An 18,875-nucleotide genomic window follows, 5' to 3' on the forward strand; every position below is an offset into this window, starting at 1 on the left:
CGCATCAAGCTCAAGCTAAAAGGCCTGAGCCCGGTGCAGTACCGAGCTCAGGCCTTCGGCCTTTAGCTTCTGACCATCCAACTTCTGGGGGTCAGTTCAGCGGCGGTCTTTTTTCGTTGTCGGGCCTTGCCGCTCAACCTGCGCCGGTGAGCATCAGCCACAGCGGAATCGTCAACGCCGAAAGCAGCGTGCCCAGCGATATCAGCACGGCCACCATGCGGCCGTCGCCGCCCATGCGCATGGCCAGCACATAGGCCGCGGACGCGGTGGGCAGGGCCGCGAACAATAGCAGCATCTGCGATTCCAGCGGCGGCAGCGCCAGCAGATGCGCGATCAGCAGGGCCGCCGCGGGCAGCGCCAGCAGCTTGACCCCGAGCATCCAGGCGATCAGCGCGCCATGGCCCTTGCCGCCTTCCCATGAAAGGCTGGCGCCCACGCACATGATGCCCAGCGCGAGCGCGGCAGCGCCCAGGCGTCCCAGCGCCGTGTCCAGCGGGCCGGGCAGATGCACGCCGGCCAGATTGCAGGCCAGGCCGGCCAGCGTGGAAATGACCAGCGGGTTGCGTGCCAGTTCGCGCAGCAGGTTGCCGCCGCTGTGGCGCGCCAGGCCGTAGACCGCCGCCATGTTGGCCATCGGCACGGCGAACCCGACGATCAGCGCCATGACCGTCTGGCCCTGGGCGCCGCCCAGGCTGGCCGACAAGGCCAGGCCGAGATAGGTGTTGAAGCGGTAGCCGCATTGCGCGGACGAGGCCAGGCTGAGCGGCGACGGCCGCAGCGCCCAGCGCGCCAGCCAGGTCAGCGCGACGCCGGTCGCGATGACGGCTGCGCAGGCCTGCAGCAGCATGGCGGCGTTGCCGGCGGTGATGGGGGTGCGCAGGATGGACTGGAACAGCAGTGCGGGGAGCAGGACGAAGTAAACCAGGCGCTCGGTGCCGGCGAAGAATTCGCGCGAGAAATTCAGTTTGTGACGCAGCGCCCAACCCAGCGCGACCAGCATGAAATCAGGGAAAACCAGAAGGGCAACGGACATGTGAGAGCAGGTATTTGATGCGCGTCAGAAGGGGATCCCGGCGCTATGCGTCTGTAAGCATTTGCTGCTATTCTCCGTCATTCTGGCGGGCGCATGTGCCACAAGCAACCTATAAAAGCAGTGCTCTCCCTGCGCACAGAACTTGCGCCCTCCCGCCGTTCATTGCTGACCTGTCTACAGGCAGGCGCATCACACAACGGTCCGTACACACACGGGCTCGCATATTGGAGGAAACACACCTATGAATAAAGTCCGCTCCCTGGCCGTGGCCATTGCCCTGGCCTCCGGCGTTGCCGGCACCTTTGGCGCCTCCGCCGCCTTCGCTGCCGACAAGTACCCGAGCAAGCCTATCCGCGTGATCGTTCCGTTCGCGCCTGGCGGCTCGACCGACATCATCGCGCGCCTGGTGACGCAGCGCATGAGCCAGGAACTGGGCCAGCCCATGGTTGTGGAAAACAAGGGCGGCGCCGGTGGCGCCATCGGCGCATCCGAAGCCGCGCGCGCCGATGCCGACGGCTACACGCTGTCGATCGCCACCGTGTCGACGATGGCCGTGAACCCCGCTTGCCGCCCCAATGACCTGCCCTACGATCCGATCAAGGACTTCCAGCCGGTCACCAACTTCGCCAACACCGCCAACGTGGTGGCCGTGAACCCGAAGTTCCCCGCCAAGGACTTCAAGGGCTTCCTGGAAGAGCTGAAGAAGAACCCGGGCAAGTACTCCTACGGCAGCTCGGGCACTTGCGGCGTGCTGCACCTGATGGGCGAATCGTTCAAGATGGCCACCGGCACGGACATCGTGCACGTGCCGTACAAGGGTTCGGGCCCGGCCGTGGCTGACGCCGTCGGCGGCCAGATCGAAATCCTGTTCGACAACCTGCCGTCGTCGATGCCGCAGATCCAGGCGGGCAAGCTGCGCGCCATGGCCATCGCGTGGCCGACCCGCATCGATTCGATCAAGGACGTGCCGACCTTCAAGGACGCCGGCTTCCCGGTGCTGAACCAGCCGGTCTGGTACGGTCTGCTGGCGCCCAAGGGCACGCCGATGGAAGTCGTGAACAAGCTGCGCGACGCTGCCGTGGTGGCCCTGAAGGACCCCAAGGTCATCAAGGCGCTGGACGACCAGGGTTCGGCGCCGTCGGGCAACACGCCGGAAGAATTCGCCAAGGAAATCAAAGAGCAGTATGACTGGGCGAAGGACGTCGTGAAGAAGCAGAACATCAAGCTGGATTGACGCCGCGCGGGGCGGGCGCTGCCTGCCCTGTCTGCACGCAATGACGGGCGCCTTCGGGCGCCCGTTTTTTTTTGTGCGCCGGCCGCTTCAGGCCGCGGCGTCGAGTCCGGCCTGCAGCGCTTCGCAGGCGGCGCGCAAGCGTTCGATGAAGTCGCGGTGCAGCGCTGACAGCGGATCCTGGTTGCGCACCATGATGCTGATCGGCACGCGCAGCGCGGGGTCCAGCCGGCGCAGGTTCATGCCGGGACGCAGCATCGCCTGCGCGGTGATGGCGTCCACGATGGCGTCGCCGCAGCCTGCGTCCACCAGCGCGCAGGCCACGTAGTGCGTTTGCACCTGGATGGCGACTTGCGGATCCAGGCCCTGCGCGTCCAATGCCATCTGCAGCAGGGCGCCGGAGGCGTCGGCCGCGTCCAGCACGATCAGCGTGTCGCCCGCCATGGCCGTCAGCTCCGCCAGCGGCAGCGGTCCCGTGCCTTCCTTGCGGCTCAGGTGCACCAGCTCCGTGTGGCCCAGCCCCATGCGGGTCAGGCCCGGATAGTCGTTGGTGTCGAAGGTGATGGCCAGGTCCAGTTCGCGCGTCAGCAGCCCCTGTACGAGTTCGGTGCTGTGATGCGTGTGGATGTCGAAGGTGATGCCGGGCTGCGCCTCCCGGCTGTCGCGCACCACGCCGGGCAGCAGCCCCAGGCCCAGCGCTGGCGCGCAGCCCAGTCGCAGGTGGCCGTTGGGATGGTCGCGCAGGCTGGCGGCCAGCCTGCGCACGCTGTTGAGGTCCTGGTTCAGGCGCGCGACTTCGGGCGTGAGGATCTCGGCTTCGCGCGTGGCGACGAGCCGGCCCTTGACGCGCTCGAACAGCTTGAAGCCCAGCTGCGCCTCGGCGTGCGCCAGGAGCTTGCTGGCCGCGGGCTGCGAGATATGCAGCGCGGCCGCGGCCTCGGTCAGGGATCCGGTACGGCGGATCGCTTCGAAAATCTCGATGTGGCGCAAACGCATGGCACGGTGGACGGTGGGCGGAAACCGCGATTCTAAGCCGGATGCGGCTGGCGTCGCGACAGCCGCGGGCGCCTTGACTATCATGAACCCCTGCCGGAAAGCCGGCGCACACTGGAGCTTCCCATGCGCGCACCCCGCCACGCCGCCGCCCTCATGCTTGCCGCCGCGCTTGCCGCCATGCCCGCGGCCTGGGCCCGCACGCCGCAGGCCGCCGAGGACCTGAACCCCGAGGCCGCCAGCGGCATACAGACGCGCCAACTGGTGCGTGCGCCGCATTTCATGATGGCATCGGCCAATCCGCTGGCGACGCAGGCGGGCGACGAGATGCTGCGCCGGGGCGGCAGCGCGGTGGACGCCGCCATCGCCGCCCAACTGGTCCTGAACCTGGTGGAGCCGCAATCGTCGGGCATCGGCGGCGGCGCCTTCATGGTGGTGTATTCGGCCAAGAGCGGCCGTATCCAGACCTACGACAGCCGCGAGACCGCGCCCGCCGCGGCCCAGCCGCAACGTTTCCTGGATGCGGACGGCAAGCCGGTGCCATTCGCCCGTGCGGTGAACAGCGGCCTGGCGGTGGGCGTGCCGGGCTTGCTGCGAGGCTTGGAGCTGGCGCACAAGGAGCAGGGCGCGCTGCCCTGGGCCGACTTGTTCCAGCCCGCGATCCGGCTGGCCGAACAAGGTTTTGCCGTGTCGCCGCGCTTGCATAAGCTTTTGGCCGGCAACAAGGAACTGCGCACGCAAGCCGCGGCCGCGGCCTACTTCTACGCGCCGGACGGCGCTCCCTGGCCGGTGGGCCACGTGCTGAAGAACCCGGAATTCGCGCGCACGCTGCGCGCGGTGGCGGAGCAAGGCGCGGACGCGTTCTACCAGGGCGACATCGCCCGGGATATCGTTGCCGCCGTGCGCGGCCACGCCGTGCCTGGCGACCTGACCCTGGCCGACCTGGCGGGCTATCGCGCCAAGACGCGCGATCCCGTCTGCGGCGCCTATCGCGGCTACCAGCTGTGCGGCATGGGGCCGCCCAGCAGCGGCCCGATCGCGGTGCTGCAGATGTTGGGCGAACTGGAGCAGTTCCCCCTCGCCCGCTACAAGCCGGGCAGCCTGGAGGCGGTGCATTACTTTTCGGAAGCTGGCCGGCTGGCGTTCGCCGACCGCGATTTCTACGTGGCCGATCCGGACTTCGTGAGGGTGCCGGTGCGCGCCATGCTGGACCCCGCCTATCTGCGCGCGCGCGGCGCGCTGATCCAGCCGGACCGCAGCATGAAGGTGGCGCTGCCCGGCGATCCGGAAGGCAAGCTGCTGTCGCTGGGCAAGGACGACGCGTGGGCGCTGCCCTCGACCAGCCATCTGGTGGCGGTGGACGCCCAGGGCAATGCCTTGAGCATGACGACCACCATCGAAAACGAGTTCGGCAGCAAGATCTTCGTGCGCGGCTTCCTGCTGAACAACGAGATGACGGATTTTTCCTCGTCCTACAAGGATCCCGAGGGCCGCCTCGTCGCCAACCGCATCGAACCGGGCAAGCGCCCGCGCAGCTCGATGGCGCCGATGATCGTGCTGCGCGATGGCAAGCCCTATCTGCTGGTGGGGTCGCCGGGCGGCAGCGCCATCATCAACTATGTGGCCAAGACCATTGTGGGCGTGCTGGACTGGGGCCTGGACATCCAGGCGGCCATCGACCTGCCGAACATGGGCAGCCGCAACAAGGAGACCGAGCTGGAGAAGGGCACCGCGCTGGAGGCGCTGGCGCCAGAGCTTGAGCGCATGGGGCATCCGGTGCGCATCACCGAATTCCCCAGCGGCATCCACGGCATCGTGATCGATGCTGGCGGCCTGCAGGGCGGCGCCGATCCGCGCCGCGAAGGCGTGGCCCAGGGCGGCTGAGGCCGCGCGGGCCTATTCGCCGGCGTCGGAGGGACGCAGCGTCGGCGGCAGCTTGCGCAACGTGGCTGGCGTGCGCGACAGCTTGATCGGCGAACCCACGCCGCGATAGTCGCCGTGCTCCAGCACCATGCCGCGATGGCGGGTATGCGGATGCGCCAGGGCCTGGTCCACGGTCTGTACGGCGGCGGCGGGGACGCCGCCACGCAGCAGACGGTCGGCCAGCGCAGCGGCGTCGTGGCCCGCCAGCAGCGCGGACAGGTCGTCGCGCAAGGATGAGCGGTTGCGCAGGCGGTCGGCGTTGGTGGCGTAGCGCGCATCGTCCGCCAATCCTGGCGCTTCCAACGCCTGAGCCAGCTGCGCGAACTGGCGGTTGTTGCCGACCGCGAGAAAGATCGGGCCGCTGGCCGTGGGCAGCGTTTCGTAGGGCGCGATGTTCGGGTGCGCGTTGCCGCTGCGCGCGGGCACCTTGCCGCTGTAGAAGTAATTGGGCGCGTGCGGATGCAGCAGCGACAGGGCGCAGTCGTACAGCGTGATGTCCAGGAATTGCCCCAGTCCGCTGCGCGTACGCTCATTGAGCGCCAGCAGGATGGCCACGGCCGCGTTCAGGCCGGTCACCATGTCCACCACCGGCAGTCCGACCCGGGTGGCTTCGCCGTCCGCATCGCCGTTCACGCTCATCAGGCCGCACATGGCCTGGGCGCAGGCGTCGTAGCCGGGCAGGCCGCCCAGCGGACCGTCCGCGCCGAAGCCGCTGACCCGGCAATGGATCAAAGCGGGGAAGTCGCGGCTCAGCGTGTCGTATCCCAGGCCCCATTTCTCCAGCGTGCCGGGCTTGAAGTTCTCCACCAGCACATCGGCGTCGGCCAGCAGATGGCGCAGCAATTCCTGCCCAGCGGGCTGCGACAGGTCCAGCGTCATGCCGTCCTTGTTGCGGTTCACGCCGATGAAGTAGGACGCCGTATCGCCCAGGAAGGGCGGCCCCCAGCCGCGCGTCTCGTCGCCGCCGGGAGGCTCGATCTTCAGCACGTCGGCGCCGTGGTCGGCCAGGATCTGCGTGCAATAGGGGCCGCCCAGCACGCGCGACAGGTCTATCACTTTGCAGCCGGCGAGCGCGCCGGCGTTGGGCAGGGTTGCAGCCATGTGGGGTCCGTTCAGTCGATGGAAACGTGGGCGCTCTTGATGAGGTCGCGCCATTTGGGCACTTCGGCCGAGATGAAGGTCGCCAGGCCCTGCGGCGTCTGGTCCTGGGCTTCGACGATGCCCTGGCTGCGCAGCGTCTGCGCGACCTCGGGATCGGACAGCGCGGTCTTGAAGGCGCGGTTCAGCGTGTCCACTACGTCAGCCGGCGTGCCCTTGGGCGCGACGATGCCGAAGAAGACGCTGACGTCGTAGCCCTTGAGTCCCTGCTCGGAAAGCGTCGGCAGGTCGGGCAGCGCATCCGAGCGCTGGGCGCTGGCCAGGCCGATGGCGCGCAGCTTGCCCGCCTTGATGTAGGGCAGCGCGGTGAGGATGTCGGTGAACGACATCGACACCTGCCCGCCCAGCAGGTCATTGAGGGCCGGTCCCGTGCCTTTGTAGGGGATGTGCATGATCTGGGTGCCGGCCATATTGTTGAAGAGAATGCCGGCCAGGTGCGACGAGGCGCCGTTGCCCGACGAGGCGTAGCTCAGCTTTTCCGGATTCTTCTTGGCGTAGGCGATCAGTTCCTGCGCATTGTTGGCGGGCACTGACGGGTTCACCACCAGGATGTTGGGCAGGTGGCCGATGCGGATGATGGGCGCGAAGCTGGTCTCGGGGTTGTAGCCCTGCTTCTTGTACAGGCTGACGTTGATCGCCAGCGGCCCCGAGGTGCCGAACAGCAGGGTGTAGCCGTCCGGCTTGGCGGTCGCCACGTACTCGGAGCCGATGTTGCCGCCGGCGCCTGCGCGGTTTTCGACGATGACGTTCTGGTTGAGCGGTTGCCGCAGCTTGTCGGCCAGCCTGCGCGCCAGGGCGTCGGTGGGACCGCCCGGCGGGAAGGGCACGATCAGCGTCACGGGCCGGGCCGAGGGATAGGCGTCCGCGGCCAGCGCGGGTGCGGCGGGGGCGATGGCGGCGGCAGCCGCCAGCAGCAAAGGGGCGAAGGTTCGGTTCATGCTTGTCTCCAGTGGTTGCGCGCCGGCTGTGCCGCCGGCGTCGGTTCTTACAGCGCGTATTGCAGGATGGCGCGGCACGCCGTGCTTTCGTCGGCCGCAATGGCATAGGGATCGCGCGGGCCCAGGCGATGCCGCAGCACCTGGTCGGCCAGCAACGCGCGGCTTTCCAGGCCGGGTTCGGTGGCTTCCCAGCGCAGGGCGGCCATGGAAACCGCGTGGTACAGCAGCGAAGCCGCCTGGCGCGCCAGCTCGGGGCGGTCGGCCTGCGCGGCGTGTTCGGCCAGGGCATAGGTCTGCTCCAGCGCGCGCGCCTGCATGTCGGCCAGTTCGGGCGGGCAGGGGCGGCCTGCGGCCAGCAGGCCGTCGATATGGCTGCGCAGCGCCGGCAGCGAGTTTTCCCGGGTGATGGCGCGCAGCACGTCCAGCGCCACGATGTTGCTGGTGCCTTCCCAGATGGAGCCCAGGTGGGCGTCGCGCACCAGACGCGGTTCGGTCCATTCCTCGATGTAGCCGCAGCCGCCGCGCACTTCCATGGCGTCGCCGGTCACTTTGCGCGCATCGCGGCAGGCGCGGAACTTGATCAGCGGCGTGAGGATGCGCGCCAGCGCCGGATCGGCCGCGCCCTGGTCCGCGTCGGCCAGCGCACGCGCCGTCTGGAACATCACGCTGCGGGCCTGTTCGGCCCAGACCGTCATCTTGACCAACTGGCGCTGCATCAGCGGCATGTCGATCAGGCGTTTGCCGAAGGCGCGCCGGTGCTGCGAGACATAGACCGCCTCGGTCACGGCGCGGCGCATCAGGCCGGCGGCTCGCATGCCGTTGGACAGGCGCGAATTATTGATCATGTCGGCCATGTGCTTGAAGCCGCGGCCGCGCTCGCCCACCAGCCAGGCCACCGCGCCTTCCAGGCGGATCTCGCCGCTGGCCATCGAGCGCGTGCCCAGCTTGTCCTTCAGGCGCAGGATGCGGTAGTGGTTGTGCGTGCCGTCGGCCAGGTCGCGCGGCAGCAGGAACAGCGATACGCCCTTCAGGCCGGGCTGGGATTCGCTGCGCGCCAGCACCATGGCGTAGCCTGCGTCCGGATTGGAGCAGAACCATTTGTCGCCGTGGATGAGCCAGGTGCCGTCGTCCTGCGCCGTGGCGGTCACTTCGGTGGCGCTGACGTCGGACCCGGCGCCCTGTTCGGTCATGAACATGGCGCCCTGGCGCAGCGCATCGAAATCCTGCGAGGTCACTTCGGGCAGGACTCGCTCGACCAGTTCCGGGTCGCCGAACTTGCGCAGGGTGCGAGCCAGCGAGTCGGTCATGCTGACCGGGCAGCACAGGCCGAACTCCGCCTGCACGAACAGGTGGCTGAGCGCGTACTTGGCGGCCGCGGGCATGGGTTCGGGCCAACCCAGGACGCCGCCGCGGTGCGACAGCGCCGCCAGGCCGAATTCGCTGTAGGCCAGGCGCTCCAGTTCGACGTAGGCCGGATGCTTGTCGATGCGGGACTCGTCGGCGCCGGCGCGGCTGCGCACGGACAGCGTGGGCGGGTGCTTGTCGGCGGCGGCGGCCAGTTCGTCCATGACGCCGCCTGCCAGCGCGCCCAGCCGTTCCAGGTGGGGCAGCAGGTGGGCGTGCAGCGCGGGCGGCAGGTAGCGCCGGCTGAGCGCCTCGGCGTAAGGGTCCGCGCTGAACAGGTTTTGTCCGCGCGAATCCGGAACGGGCGTGGCGGCGGTGGGCGCGGTCTTGACGGGGGTATCCATGGCGGCATCCTGCTGAAGACGGGAACGATGCCTGTGATGGTGCTTGCATGGATTAATCTATACAAATACTGTTTGTGTGTAGAACAATCCAAAAAAAGTATGGATTGCAGTCCCAGGGGAGACAAATGGACCTGGATCCGCGCCTGTTGCGCTATTTCATCGCCGTGGCCGAAGAACGCCACTTCAGCCGCGCGGCCACGCGGCTGCACATTTCCCAGCCGCCGCTCAGCTACGCCATCCGCCAACTGGAGGACAACGTCGGCGCGCGCCTGCTGACCCGCACCAGCCGCCACGTCGAGCTGACCGACGCCGGCCAGGTGCTGTACCGGGAAGCCCTGACGTTGCTGCGCCAGGCGGAAGAGGTGCGCACGCTGGTGCAGCGCGTGGACGCGGGCCTGCGCGGCCGGCTGCGCATCGGCTTCGTCGGTTCCATGCTGTACCGCGGCCTGCCAGCGCTGCTCAACGCCATGCGCGCCGAGCTGCCGGACGTGGAACATGTGCTGACCGAATTGAATTCCCATGACCAGATCGAGGCCGTGCGCCGCGGCGAGCAGGATCTGGGCTTCATCCATGCCAATCCGGTGCCGCCAGGCGTGCTGGCGCGCGACTTGATGGCCGAGCCTTTCGTGGTGTGCCTGCCGCAGGCGCATCCCCTGGCCGGCCGGGAGTCCCTGCGGTTGGCGGAATTGGCCGCGGACGACTTCGTGTTCTTCGCCCGGGCCGCTTCGCCCAGTTATTACGAGACGGTGCTGTCCATGTGCGTGTCGGCGGGCTTCATGCCCGTGATCCGGCACGAGGTCAGGCACTGGCTGAGCGTGGCGTCGCTGGTGTCGCAGGGGCTGGGCGTGTCCATCGTGCCGGCCTGCCTGTCGCGCAGCGGGCTGGCGGGGACGCGCTTCATTGCCTTCGAGCACGCGGCCCGCTCGGTCAGCCAGATGATCTGGCCCGAGGCTGCGCGTTCGCCGCTGCAGGAAAAGGCGGTGGAAATGGCGGCGCGCCAGTTCCCGCTGGGGGCAGGCGCGCCCGAGGATCCGCCGCCAGGCGAATCCGCCGGACGGCGATCCGCAAGCTGAGGATCAGCGGAAGACGACGGTCTTGTTGCGGTTGAGCAGGATGCGGTGCTCGACGTGGCTGCGCACGGCGCGCGACAGCACCAGGGATTCGATGTCGCTGCCGACCTGGGTCAGGTCCTGGGCGGTCATCGTGTGGTCCACGCGTTCGATGTCCTGGTCGATGATGGGGCCTTCGTCCAGGTCCGAGGTCACGTAGTGGGCGGTGGCGCCGATGATCTTGACGCCGCGCGCATGCGCCTGGTGGTAGGGGCGGGCGCCCTTGAAGCTGGGCAGGAAGCTGTGGTGGATGTTGATGGCGCGGCCGTTCAGCGCGCGGCACATGTCTTCCGACAGGATCTGCATATAGCGGGCCAGCACCACAAGGTCGATGCCTTCCTGATCGACCAGGGCCAGCACCTGCTTTTCCTGTTCCGCCTTGGTGTCGGCGGTGACCGGCAGGTGGTGGAACGGGATGCCGTAGGACGCCGCCAGGCTGGCGTAGTCGTTGTGGTTCGAGACGATGGCGGCCACTTCGGCGTGCAGATGGCCGCTGTGCACGCGGAACAGCAGGTCGTTCAGGCAGTGGCCCTGCTTGCTGACCATGATCAGCAGGCGTTCCTTGCGGCGGGCGTCATGCAGCTTCAGCTCCATGCCGTATTCCGCCGACATCCCGTCCAGCCGCGCCCGCAGGTCGCTGGCGGCTACGCCCGCCGGGACGTCGAAGTGCACCCGCAGGAAGAAGCGCCCGGTCTCTTCGTCGCCGAACTGCTGCGAATCCAGGATGTTGCAGCCCAATTCGAACAACAGGCCGCTGACGCGGTACACGATGCCCGTGCGGTCGGGGCAGGACAGGGTCAGGATGTAGTCGTTGTGCTGCATGGTTCAGGGAGAGGAGAAAAAGGAGAAGAGGTGACAGTATTTGTTGATGCCGCCACGCGCGGCATGCGCGGCGTGGGGATCATCCGTTCAGACGGGCCAGGGTCTCTTCGGCCAGGGCCAGGCTGGAGGTCAGCCCCGGGGATTCTATGCCGAACAGGTTCACCAGGCCGGGCACGCCATGCGCGGCCGGGCCGGCGATGACGAAATCGGCCGCGGGCTCGTGGGGGCCGGAGATCTTGGGGCGGATGCCGGTGTAGCCGGGCGCTAGCGCGTCATCGGGCAGGGCCGGCCAATAGCTGCGCACGGCCTCGTAGAAGACGTCGGCGCGGGCCGGGTCCAGCGTGTAGTCCTCGGTTTCGACCCATTCGGTGTCGGGGCCGAACTTGGCCTGGCCGCCCAGATCCAGCGTCAGATGCACGCCCAGGCCGGCATGCTGCGGCACAGGGTAGATCAGGCGCGAGAACGGCGCGCGGCCGGACAGCGTGAAATAGCTGCCCTTGCACAGGTAATCCTTGGGGATGTTGGACGCGGGCAGACCGTCGATGCGGCGCGCCAGCGCCGGCGCGTGCAGGCCGGCTGAATTGATCAGCACGTTGCAGCTCAGGGTCATGGCGTCGTCGCCGCCGAATTGCAGCTCGAAGCCGCCTTCGGGGCGGACCCGGCCGGACACCAGCGGCGTGTGGAAGACGCACTGGGCGCCGGCGTTTTCGGCGTCGCCCTGGAACGAGAGCATCAGCGCATGGCTGTCGACGATGCCGGTGGACGGCGAGGACAGCGCCGCGGTGCAGCGCAGCGCGGGCTCCAGGCGCATGGCGTCCTCGCCGGAAATGAACTGCAGGTCGTCCACGCCGTTGGCGCGGGCGCGCTGGGCAATGCCCTCCAGCTGCGCGGCCTGTTCCGTCGTGGTGGCGACGATGAGCTTGCCGAGCCGCTTGTAGGGCACGCCGCGCTCGGCGCAATAGGAGTAAAGCAGGTGCTTGCCGCGCACGCAGAGCCGGGCCTTGAGGCTGCCCGCCGGGTAGTAGATGCCGGCGTGTATGACTTCGGAGTTGCGCGAACTGGTGCCGGTGCCGATCGCCTCGGTGGCTTCCGCCACCAGCACCTCGCGTCCGGACTGGGCCAGCGCGCGCGCGATCGCCAGGCCCACCACGCCCGCGCCGATGACGACGCAATCCACATCCACGCTCATGGCGTTTTCCTTTCCGAACGGGCGCCAGCCGGGGTCAGGTCGAAACCGCCGGCATGGAAGACCAGCGGCGGCTCGCCGCTATGGCCGCAGCGCTCCACTTCGCCCACCATGATGACATGGTCGCCCTCGACGTAGCGGCTGCGGTTGTGGCATTCGAACCAGGCGGCGCAGTGGCCGTCCAGCATGGGCGTGCCGCCCGGCGCGTGGTGCACCGTGAGGCCTGCGTAGCGGTCCGGCGTCTTGCCGGTGGCGAAGCGGCGCGCCAGCGCGATCTGCTCCGCGCCCAATACGTTGACGACGTAGCGCTCGCACTGCTCGAAGGCGGCCAGCGACGACGAACTGCGCGACAGGCTCCACAGCACCAGTGGCGGGTTCAGCGACACGGAGTTGAAGGAGCTGACCGTCAGGCCGATGGGCGCGCCATCGGGGTCGGCGGTCGTCACGACGGTCACGCCCGTGGCGTAACGGCCCAGCGCGGTGCGGAAAAAGGCGGCGTCAAAATCAGGGGAGGAGGCGGTCATGCAATCGTTAATTGGGGGCGGGCGCGCGGCGCCCGGCATCAAGGCGACAGGCGTTCGATCTTCCAGGCCTGGCCGTCGGCGACATAGCGCAGGCGGTCATGCAGGCGCGAGGGCCGGCCTTGCCAGAATTCGAAGGCGGTGGGCTTCAGGCGGTAGCCGCCCCAGTGCGGCGGGCGCGGCGGCTGTTCGCCGAAGCGCTCGCGGAATTCCCGTTCGCGGGCTTCCAGCTCTTCACGGGTGATGGGCTGGCTCTGGCGCGAGGCCCAGGCGCCGATGCGCGAACCGGCGGGGCGGCTGTGGTAGTAGGCGTCCGACTCGTCGCCGGCCACTTTTTCGACCACGCCTTCGATGCGGACCTGGCGCTCCAGTGGCTGCCAGAAGAACAGCAGGCTGGCGCGCGGCTCGGCCTGCAGGTCCAGGCCCTTGCGGGATTCGTAATTGGTGAAGAACGTGAACCCGCGCTCATCGAAGCCCTTGATCAGGACGATGCGCGCGCTGGGCTGGCCGCTGGCGTCCACCGTGGCCAGGGTCATGGCGTTGGGTTCGGGGACCTTGGCGGCCAGGGCCTCGTCGAACCAGCGGGTGAACTGCTCGAACGGGGAGGCGGCGGCCTGGCCTTCGAGCAGCACGTTCTTGTCGTAGCTTTGACGCAGATCAGAGACGGACATGGGGCTAGTAGTTCAGCGTTGATAACAAGGAGTTTATACCGCCTGGGAGGCGGTACCCTCATTGACCCCGCTCAGGGCGCAGGCAAGATTTCCCGAGGCCGGGCCTCAGGCGCCTTCCGGCAGGGTGTGCCCGTCCAGCTCCAGCCGGCGCGCGATGGCGTCCAGGCGGGCGTCATGGATGCCGGCGGCGCGCAGCGCCTGGGCGGTCTGCACCACGTATTCGGTGCAGGGGCCATAGCGTCCGGCAGCGCGGCGCACGATGGCCAGCAGCTCGGGTTCGGGCAGGGCGCGGATGTAGGCCGGATTGTCCCGGTTCATGATGAAGACCAGCGCCCGCACGGTGCCGGTATCGGTGGCGCAGTTGATCCAGCGGGGCAGATAGGCGCCAGTGGACATCTCGCGCTCCCAGAGCGCGGGGAAATAGGTCGGCACCTGGTCGCCCGCCAGGCGGTAGACCACCCCGCGGCAGGAGCCTCCCCGGTCCAGGCCGAATACCAGACCGGGGCATTCCGGGGTGCCGCGGTTGACCCGCGACCACAGGCACAGCGCCCGGTGGTGGCCGCGCAGCGTTGCCAGCCGGCGCTCCACGAAGTCGAAGTCGGGCCGCCAGATCAGGGAGCCGTAGCCGTAGACCCACACGTCTTCGCCCGATTGCCAGTGGCGCAGCGCCTCGTCCAGTGATTCCTGCCGCTCTTGCGCAGTCCAAAGACGAAAGGGCAGGCTGGCGCCGGAATTGCCGGCGGCGGGAGGAGAGGACTGCATGTTCACGGCTACGCTTTGCGTTCAGATTCGATCGGGGGATTGCGGTTGGCCCAGCCTCCGGCCATCAGGGCCACGGAGTACGCCCAGAAGAGGGGGGCAACGCCAATTACCGCACCGAGCGCGCCGAAGGTCAACGGCAGGGACACCTGCGAGCCGTTGATCAGGGCCATCCGCAGGCCCACCGCCTCGGCGGCGCGGCCCGGCGGCGAATGCTGGTGCAGCAGGGAAAGCATACTCGGCTGGCAGCAGCCCAGGGCCAGACCAAGGATGAAAGACAGCACGATCAGGACGTTAACGTCGGTGAACAGCGGGTAAAGCATGAAATCAATGGCCGCTGTCGCCATTGCTACCCGCACCAGCGTCCAGGACCGCACACGGCGCTGGATGAAGGGCAATATCAGGCGGATAACGAAAGTAGCCGCCGCGAAGGACGCAAGAATGACGCCAATGGTGGTAGCCGACAGGCCGATGGCGACGCCGAAAATGGGCACGACGAACAAATGGGTGTCCCACGCGCCGGACAAAATCGTGTTGACCATCAGGATGCGGCGCAATGCCGGCACTTCCAGCAATTCAGTAACGCGCCGCTTTTCAGCCTCTTTTTTGCCTGACAGCTGCGAATCCACCGCCTTCAATTGGTGACGCAAGACATAAAGGCCGCCCGCCGAAAGCAACGGACCCAAGGTCAGCAGGCCGAAGGCCAGACGCGTCCCCAGATGGTCGATCGCCAGCCCGGCGATCAGCGGGCCCGAGAATCCGGACCCCGCCAGCGCCAGCGACATAAAGGAGAAATTGCGCAGCCGTTGAGCCGGTTCCGCGTGGCCCAGCAGGTCTTGCGTGGCGACCTGATGCAACATGAAGCCGATGCCGATGCAACAGGAGGCTATCAGCAGGGCGAACTGGGTCTGTGAGATGAAGGGCAGCGCGGTGCCCGAGGCGACCAGGGCCGTGCCGATGACCAGCGGCCGCACAATGCCGACCCGGTCAACCCAGCGGCCGGCGCGCACAGAGAACAGCATGGGCAGCACCGCGAACACCGCGACCAGCGTGCCCACCTTGAAGGTCGACAGCCCCATCTGCAGCGCGGTGAGGGAAACCGTGATCCGTCCCCCAGTGAGCGCCACGTGATTCATCATGGCCAGCAGGCACAAAAGCACCGCCCCGGAAAATTCTGGGGAACTGGGTGACGAAGAGGGGGATCTATGAGAAGTGGACACGGATACGGCGTAACTGCGTTCATTCTGGCCATATCGTCGCCCTATGTCGAGGCGCTGCTGTTTTGCAGCGCCGCAAACGTATTTTGGCGCCAATCGCATGATGGCGGCTATCTAGGGGCGAAGTCGCATGCTTATGGCGCAAGATGGCGGCACGTTCGCCGCATCTGTGTGCGAGGGCTTGCGTGGGTGACGGACAAAGCGTTGTATCGTTCATGCAACGGAACAATCACGCGGACCTTGACGTTCCGTTCCGCTTTACTGTTTTTCACCGTTTCGCCACAGATCGTCGATGGTTCGGACGCACTAGACGTTTAGGATGTGCAGGCAGCGTGGGCAAGCCTCCCCTTGTCCGGTCCGCAATTCGCAATACCGGCGCTGGCTCGATTTCCAGCGCCACATCCGACAGGTTCAATGAAAAAGTCTCGCAGCAAGTTCAAGCGCTACGCCCTGATCGCCGTTTTTCTGCTTTTAGCCGGTTTCGGCGTGCGCGCCGCATTCTTTTCCGCGCCGCCGCCGCCCACTTTCGCGGTGGCCGAGGTCACCCGGGCCGACCTTGAAGACAGCGTGCTGGCCAGCGGCACCATCGACGCCATCGAACGCGTCAGCGTCGGCGCCCAGGCTACCGGCCAGCTCAAATCCCTGAAGGTGGCGCTGGGCGACCGCGTCAAAAAGGGCCAGTTGGTCGCCGAGATCGACGACATGACCCAGCAGAACGAGCTGCGCAACGCCGAGGCCGCCTTGCAGACCCGGCGCGCCGAGCGGGCCGCCAAGGTCGCCACGCTGAAGCAGGCCGAGCTGGCCTTCCGCCGTCAGCGGCAGATGCTGGCGGCCGACGCCAGTTCGCGCGAGGCCTACGAGAGCGCCGAGGCTACGCTGGGCGTGACCCGCGCCGAAATCGCCTCGCTGGATGCGCAGATCGCGCAGGCCGAGATCCAGGTCGACACCGCCCGGGTCAACCTGGGCTATACGCGCATCGTCTCGCCCATCGACGGCATGGTGGTCGCGGTGGTGACCAAGGAAGGACAGACCGTCAACTCGATCCAGAGCGCGCCCACCATCATCAAGGTGGCTCAGGTGGACACCATGACCATCAAGGCGCAGATCTCGGAAGCCGACGTGACCCGCGTGAAGCCCGGCCTGCCGGTGTACTTCACCATCCTGGGCGAACCCGACGAGCGTTACCGCGCCGCCCTGCGCGCCGTGGAGCCGGCGCCGGATTCCGTGCAGAAGGACGACGCGGCGTCTTCGCTTACCGGATCGACCAGCGGCAGCTCCACCACCGCCGCCGTCTACTACAACGGCCTGTTCGACGTGCCCAATCCGGACGAGAAGCTGCGCATCTCCATGACCGCCCAGGTCTTCATCGTGCTGGGCGAGGCCAAGAACACGGTCGTGGTGCCGGCCTCGGCGCTGGGCAAGCGCGGCGAGGACGGCCGCTACGCCGTGCGCGTGGTCCTGAAGGACAACAAGACCGAAACGCGCCAGGTCAGGATAGGCATGAACAACAACGTCCAGGCGCAGGTGCTGGAAGGGCTGGAGGTGGGCGAGCGCGTCGTGTCGGCGGATGCCGCGCCGGCCGCGGCTGCGCCGGGGGCCTGACATGAGCGGGCCTTTGATATCGCTTACGGGCGTGCGCCGCGAGTTTCCCGCGGGCGAACAGACCATCGCGGTGCTGAAGGACGTCAACCTGGCTATCGAGGCCGGCGAGATGGTGGCGATCGTGGGTGCGTCCGGGTCGGGCAAGTCCACGCTCATGAACATCCTGGGCTGCCTGGATCGCCCCACCCGCGGCGAGTACCGGGTCGACGGGCGCAGCACGGGCGAGCTGGACCCGGACGAACTGGCCGAGCTGCGCCGCGAGCACTTCGGCTTCATCTTCCAGCGCTACCACCTGCTGTCCGATCTGACCGCGCAGGGCAACGTCGAGGTGCCGGCCGTCTACGCCGGCAAGCGGCGCGAGGCGCGCCTGGAACGCGCCGATGAACTGCTCAAGCGGCTGGGATTGGGCGACAGGTCCGGGCACCGGCCCGGCCAACTGTCCGGCGGCCAGCAGCAGCGCGTCAGCATCGCGCGGGCGCTGATGAACGGCGGCGACATCATCCTGGCCGACGAGCCGACCGGCGCGCTGGATACGCACACCGGCCAGGAAGTGCTGCGCATCCTGGAAGAACTGAACGCGGCCGGCCACACCATCATCATCGTCACGCACGATATGAATGTGGCGCGCCACGCCCAGCGCATCATCGAGATCAGCGACGGCGAGATCGTCGCCGACAAGCGCAATCCCGACGCGCCGCGGCGCGAACGCGTCAATGAAGATGCGCCGGCGCTGGCCGCGCGGCCTGTGTGGCAGGCCTACCTGGACCGTTGCCGCGAGGCTTTGCGCATGGCGTTGCTGGCGATGAATGCGCACCGGCTGCGCACCTCGCTGACGATGCTGGGCATCATCATCGGCATCGCGGCCGTGGTGTCGGTGGTGGCGCTGGGCGAAGGCTCGCGCCGCAAGATCCTGGACGACATCAGCGAGATCGGCACCAACACGGTGGAGATCTTTCCGGGCAAGGACTTCGGCGACGAGAAGGCCGTCAATATCCGCACCCTGGTGCCGGCCGACGCCGACGCCCTGGCGCGCGAATCCTATGTGGACAGCGTCACGCCGGAAGTCTCCACCAGCAACACGCTGCGCTATCGCAACGTGTCGGTGACCGGCGTGATCCAGGGCGTGGGCGAGCAATATTTCCGCGTGCGCGCCATCAAGCTGGCCCAGGGCAAGTTCTTCGACGAGACCAGCGTGCTGCGGCGTGCGCAGGAAGTGGTGATCGATGACGCCACCCGGCGCAAGCTGTTCGGCTCGCATACCGAGCCCATCGGGCAGGTGGTATTCCTGGGGTCGATGCCGGCGCGCGTGATCGGGGTGACGCAAAAGAAGGAAACCGTCTTCGGCAGCAATGATTCGTTGAACGTGTGGGTCCCCTACACCACGGCGCTGTCGCGCGTGCTGGGCCAGCAGCATCTGAAAAGCATCACGGTGCGCGTCAATGACGCCTCGCCGCCCGCCGCGGCGGAGCAGGCCATCGTGCGCGTGCTGACGCGGCGCCACGTGACCAAGGATTTCTTCGTGTTCAACACGGACGCGATCCGCAAGACCATCGAACGCACCACCGCCACCATGACGCTGCTGGTGTCCATGATTGCCCTGATCTCGCTGATGGTCGGCGGCATCGGCGTCATGAACATCATGCTGGTGTCGGTGACCGAGCGCACCCGCGAGATCGGCGTGCGCATGGCGGTGGGGGCGCGGCGCAGCGACATCATGCAGCAGTTCCTGATCGAAGCGGTGCTGGTGTGCCTGATAGGCGGCGCCATCGGCATCGTGCTGTCCCTGGGGCTGGGCGTGCTGGTGTCCAAGGCCACGGGCGGGTCGTTCCAGATGATCTATTCCACGACATCGATGGTGGCGGCGTTCAGCTGCTCGACGCTGATCGGTGTGCTTTTTGGCTATTTGCCGGCGCGCAATGCCGCGCGCCTGGATCCCGTCGAGGCCCTGGCCCGGGAATGAGGAA

The 18,875-nt window shown here is 67.6% G+C and carries 17 protein-coding genes; 6 read left to right on the forward strand and 11 right to left on the reverse strand.

The window, feature by feature from the left end; genetic code table 11:
* The coding region (locus DXK93_RS32640; RefSeq protein ID WP_370126299.1) for an IS3 family transposase at nucleotides 1-66 on the forward strand (66 nt) is incomplete at its 5' end.
* A gap of 67 nt (nucleotides 67-133) precedes the next feature.
* On the opposite strand, the gene DXK93_RS30710 is transcribed toward DXK93_RS32640, so the two are convergent.
* Nucleotides 134-1,033: an AEC family transporter gene (locus tag DXK93_RS30710; RefSeq protein ID WP_054457459.1), complete on the reverse strand. Its 900-nt coding sequence runs from the start codon at nucleotides 1,031-1,033 to the stop codon at nucleotides 134-136.
* A gap of 241 nt (nucleotides 1,034-1,274) precedes the next feature.
* Here DXK93_RS30710 and DXK93_RS30715 point away from each other — a divergent pair, with 241 nt between their 5' ends.
* Nucleotides 1,275-2,267, forward strand: coding sequence for a tripartite tricarboxylate transporter substrate binding protein BugE (locus tag DXK93_RS30715; protein ID WP_054457457.1), 993 nt, complete (start codon nucleotides 1,275-1,277; stop codon nucleotides 2,265-2,267).
* A gap of 87 nt (nucleotides 2,268-2,354) precedes the next feature.
* Here the strand turns inward: DXK93_RS30715 and DXK93_RS30720 are convergent, their stop codons facing one another.
* Entirely contained in the window at nucleotides 2,355-3,260 is a 906-nt protein-coding gene (locus tag DXK93_RS30720; protein ID WP_054457455.1) for a LysR family transcriptional regulator, read from the reverse strand.
* 123 nt (nucleotides 3,261-3,383) lie between these two features.
* Between DXK93_RS30720 and ggt the strand changes: the two genes are divergently transcribed.
* Nucleotides 3,384-5,141 (forward strand): gamma-glutamyltransferase, encoded by a 1,758-nt coding sequence (ggt, locus tag DXK93_RS30725; protein WP_119452125.1) that lies wholly within the window; start codon nucleotides 3,384-3,386, stop codon nucleotides 5,139-5,141.
* A 12-nt stretch (nucleotides 5,142-5,153) separates the two neighbouring features.
* Here ggt and DXK93_RS30730 read toward each other — a convergent pair whose 3' ends face one another.
* From DXK93_RS30730 to DXK93_RS30740, 3 genes are read right to left on the reverse strand one after another with little or no spacing between them, the layout of a single operon-like run.
* On the reverse strand, nucleotides 5,154-6,281 hold the full coding sequence (locus DXK93_RS30730) for a CaiB/BaiF CoA-transferase family protein (protein WP_119452126.1): 1,128 nt from the start codon (nucleotides 6,279-6,281) through the stop codon (nucleotides 5,154-5,156).
* 11 nt (nucleotides 6,282-6,292) lie between these two features.
* Nucleotides 6,293-7,276 carry a tripartite tricarboxylate transporter substrate binding protein gene (locus tag DXK93_RS30735; protein WP_054457449.1) on the reverse strand — a complete coding sequence of 328 codons (984 nt, stop codon included), beginning with the start codon at nucleotides 7,274-7,276 and terminating at the stop codon, nucleotides 6,293-6,295.
* Nucleotides 7,277-7,323: 47 nt separating this feature from the next.
* Nucleotides 7,324-9,024: an acyl-CoA dehydrogenase family protein gene (locus DXK93_RS30740; protein ID WP_119452127.1), complete on the reverse strand. Its 1,701-nt coding sequence runs from the start codon at nucleotides 9,022-9,024 to the stop codon at nucleotides 7,324-7,326.
* A gap of 125 nt (nucleotides 9,025-9,149) precedes the next feature.
* Here DXK93_RS30740 and DXK93_RS30745 point away from each other — a divergent pair, with 125 nt between their 5' ends.
* Nucleotides 9,150-10,097 carry a LysR family transcriptional regulator gene (locus DXK93_RS30745; RefSeq protein WP_054457446.1) on the forward strand — a complete coding sequence of 316 codons (948 nt, stop codon included), beginning with the start codon at nucleotides 9,150-9,152 and terminating at the stop codon, nucleotides 10,095-10,097.
* 3 nt (nucleotides 10,098-10,100) lie between these two features.
* Here DXK93_RS30745 and purU read toward each other — a convergent pair whose 3' ends face one another.
* From purU to DXK93_RS30775, 6 genes are all read right to left on the reverse strand, one after another.
* The gene (gene purU / locus DXK93_RS30750) at nucleotides 10,101-10,955 is read right to left on the reverse strand and encodes a formyltetrahydrofolate deformylase (protein ID WP_119452128.1); all 855 of its coding nucleotides are present in this window, start codon (nucleotides 10,953-10,955) and stop codon (nucleotides 10,101-10,103) included.
* Nucleotides 10,956-11,034: 79 nt separating this feature from the next.
* Complete coding sequence (locus DXK93_RS30755) at nucleotides 11,035-12,144, reverse strand: NAD(P)/FAD-dependent oxidoreductase (protein WP_054457440.1); 1,110 nt, start codon at nucleotides 12,142-12,144, stop codon at nucleotides 11,035-11,037.
* On the reverse strand, nucleotides 12,141-12,665 hold the full coding sequence (locus DXK93_RS30760) for a flavin reductase family protein (protein ID WP_059371570.1): 525 nt from the start codon (nucleotides 12,663-12,665) through the stop codon (nucleotides 12,141-12,143). Before DXK93_RS30760 ends, DXK93_RS30755 begins: the two co-directional genes overlap by 4 nt.
* A 38-nt stretch (nucleotides 12,666-12,703) precedes the next feature.
* On the reverse strand, nucleotides 12,704-13,333 hold the full coding sequence (gene pdxH, locus DXK93_RS30765; protein ID WP_054457438.1) for a pyridoxamine 5'-phosphate oxidase: 630 nt from the start codon (nucleotides 13,331-13,333) through the stop codon (nucleotides 12,704-12,706).
* A 105-nt stretch (nucleotides 13,334-13,438) separates the two neighbouring features.
* Nucleotides 13,439-14,101 carry a gamma-glutamylcyclotransferase gene (locus DXK93_RS30770; RefSeq protein ID WP_054457436.1) on the reverse strand — a complete coding sequence of 221 codons (663 nt, stop codon included), beginning with the start codon at nucleotides 14,099-14,101 and terminating at the stop codon, nucleotides 13,439-13,441.
* Between the two features lie 2 nt (nucleotides 14,102-14,103).
* Entirely contained in the window at nucleotides 14,104-15,312 is a 1,209-nt protein-coding gene (locus DXK93_RS30775) for an MFS transporter (protein WP_119452129.1), read from the reverse strand.
* 411 nt (nucleotides 15,313-15,723) lie between these two features.
* On the opposite strand from DXK93_RS30775, the gene DXK93_RS30780 reads away from it, so the two are divergent.
* On the forward strand, nucleotides 15,724-16,911 hold the full coding sequence (locus DXK93_RS30780) for an efflux RND transporter periplasmic adaptor subunit (RefSeq protein ID WP_054457433.1): 1,188 nt from the start codon (nucleotides 15,724-15,726) through the stop codon (nucleotides 16,909-16,911).
* Between the two features lies 1 nt (nucleotide 16,912).
* Nucleotides 16,913-18,871, forward strand: a complete 1,959-nt coding sequence (locus DXK93_RS30785) for a MacB family efflux pump subunit (RefSeq protein WP_119452200.1) — start codon at nucleotides 16,913-16,915, stop codon at nucleotides 18,869-18,871.
* The last annotated feature ends 4 nt before the right edge of the window (nucleotides 18,872-18,875 follow it).

Origin of the sequence: Achromobacter sp. K91 (genome assembly GCF_003576205.1) — a bacterium.
Taxonomy (GTDB): Bacteria; Pseudomonadota; Gammaproteobacteria; order Burkholderiales; family Burkholderiaceae_B; genus Achromobacter; species Achromobacter aegrifaciens.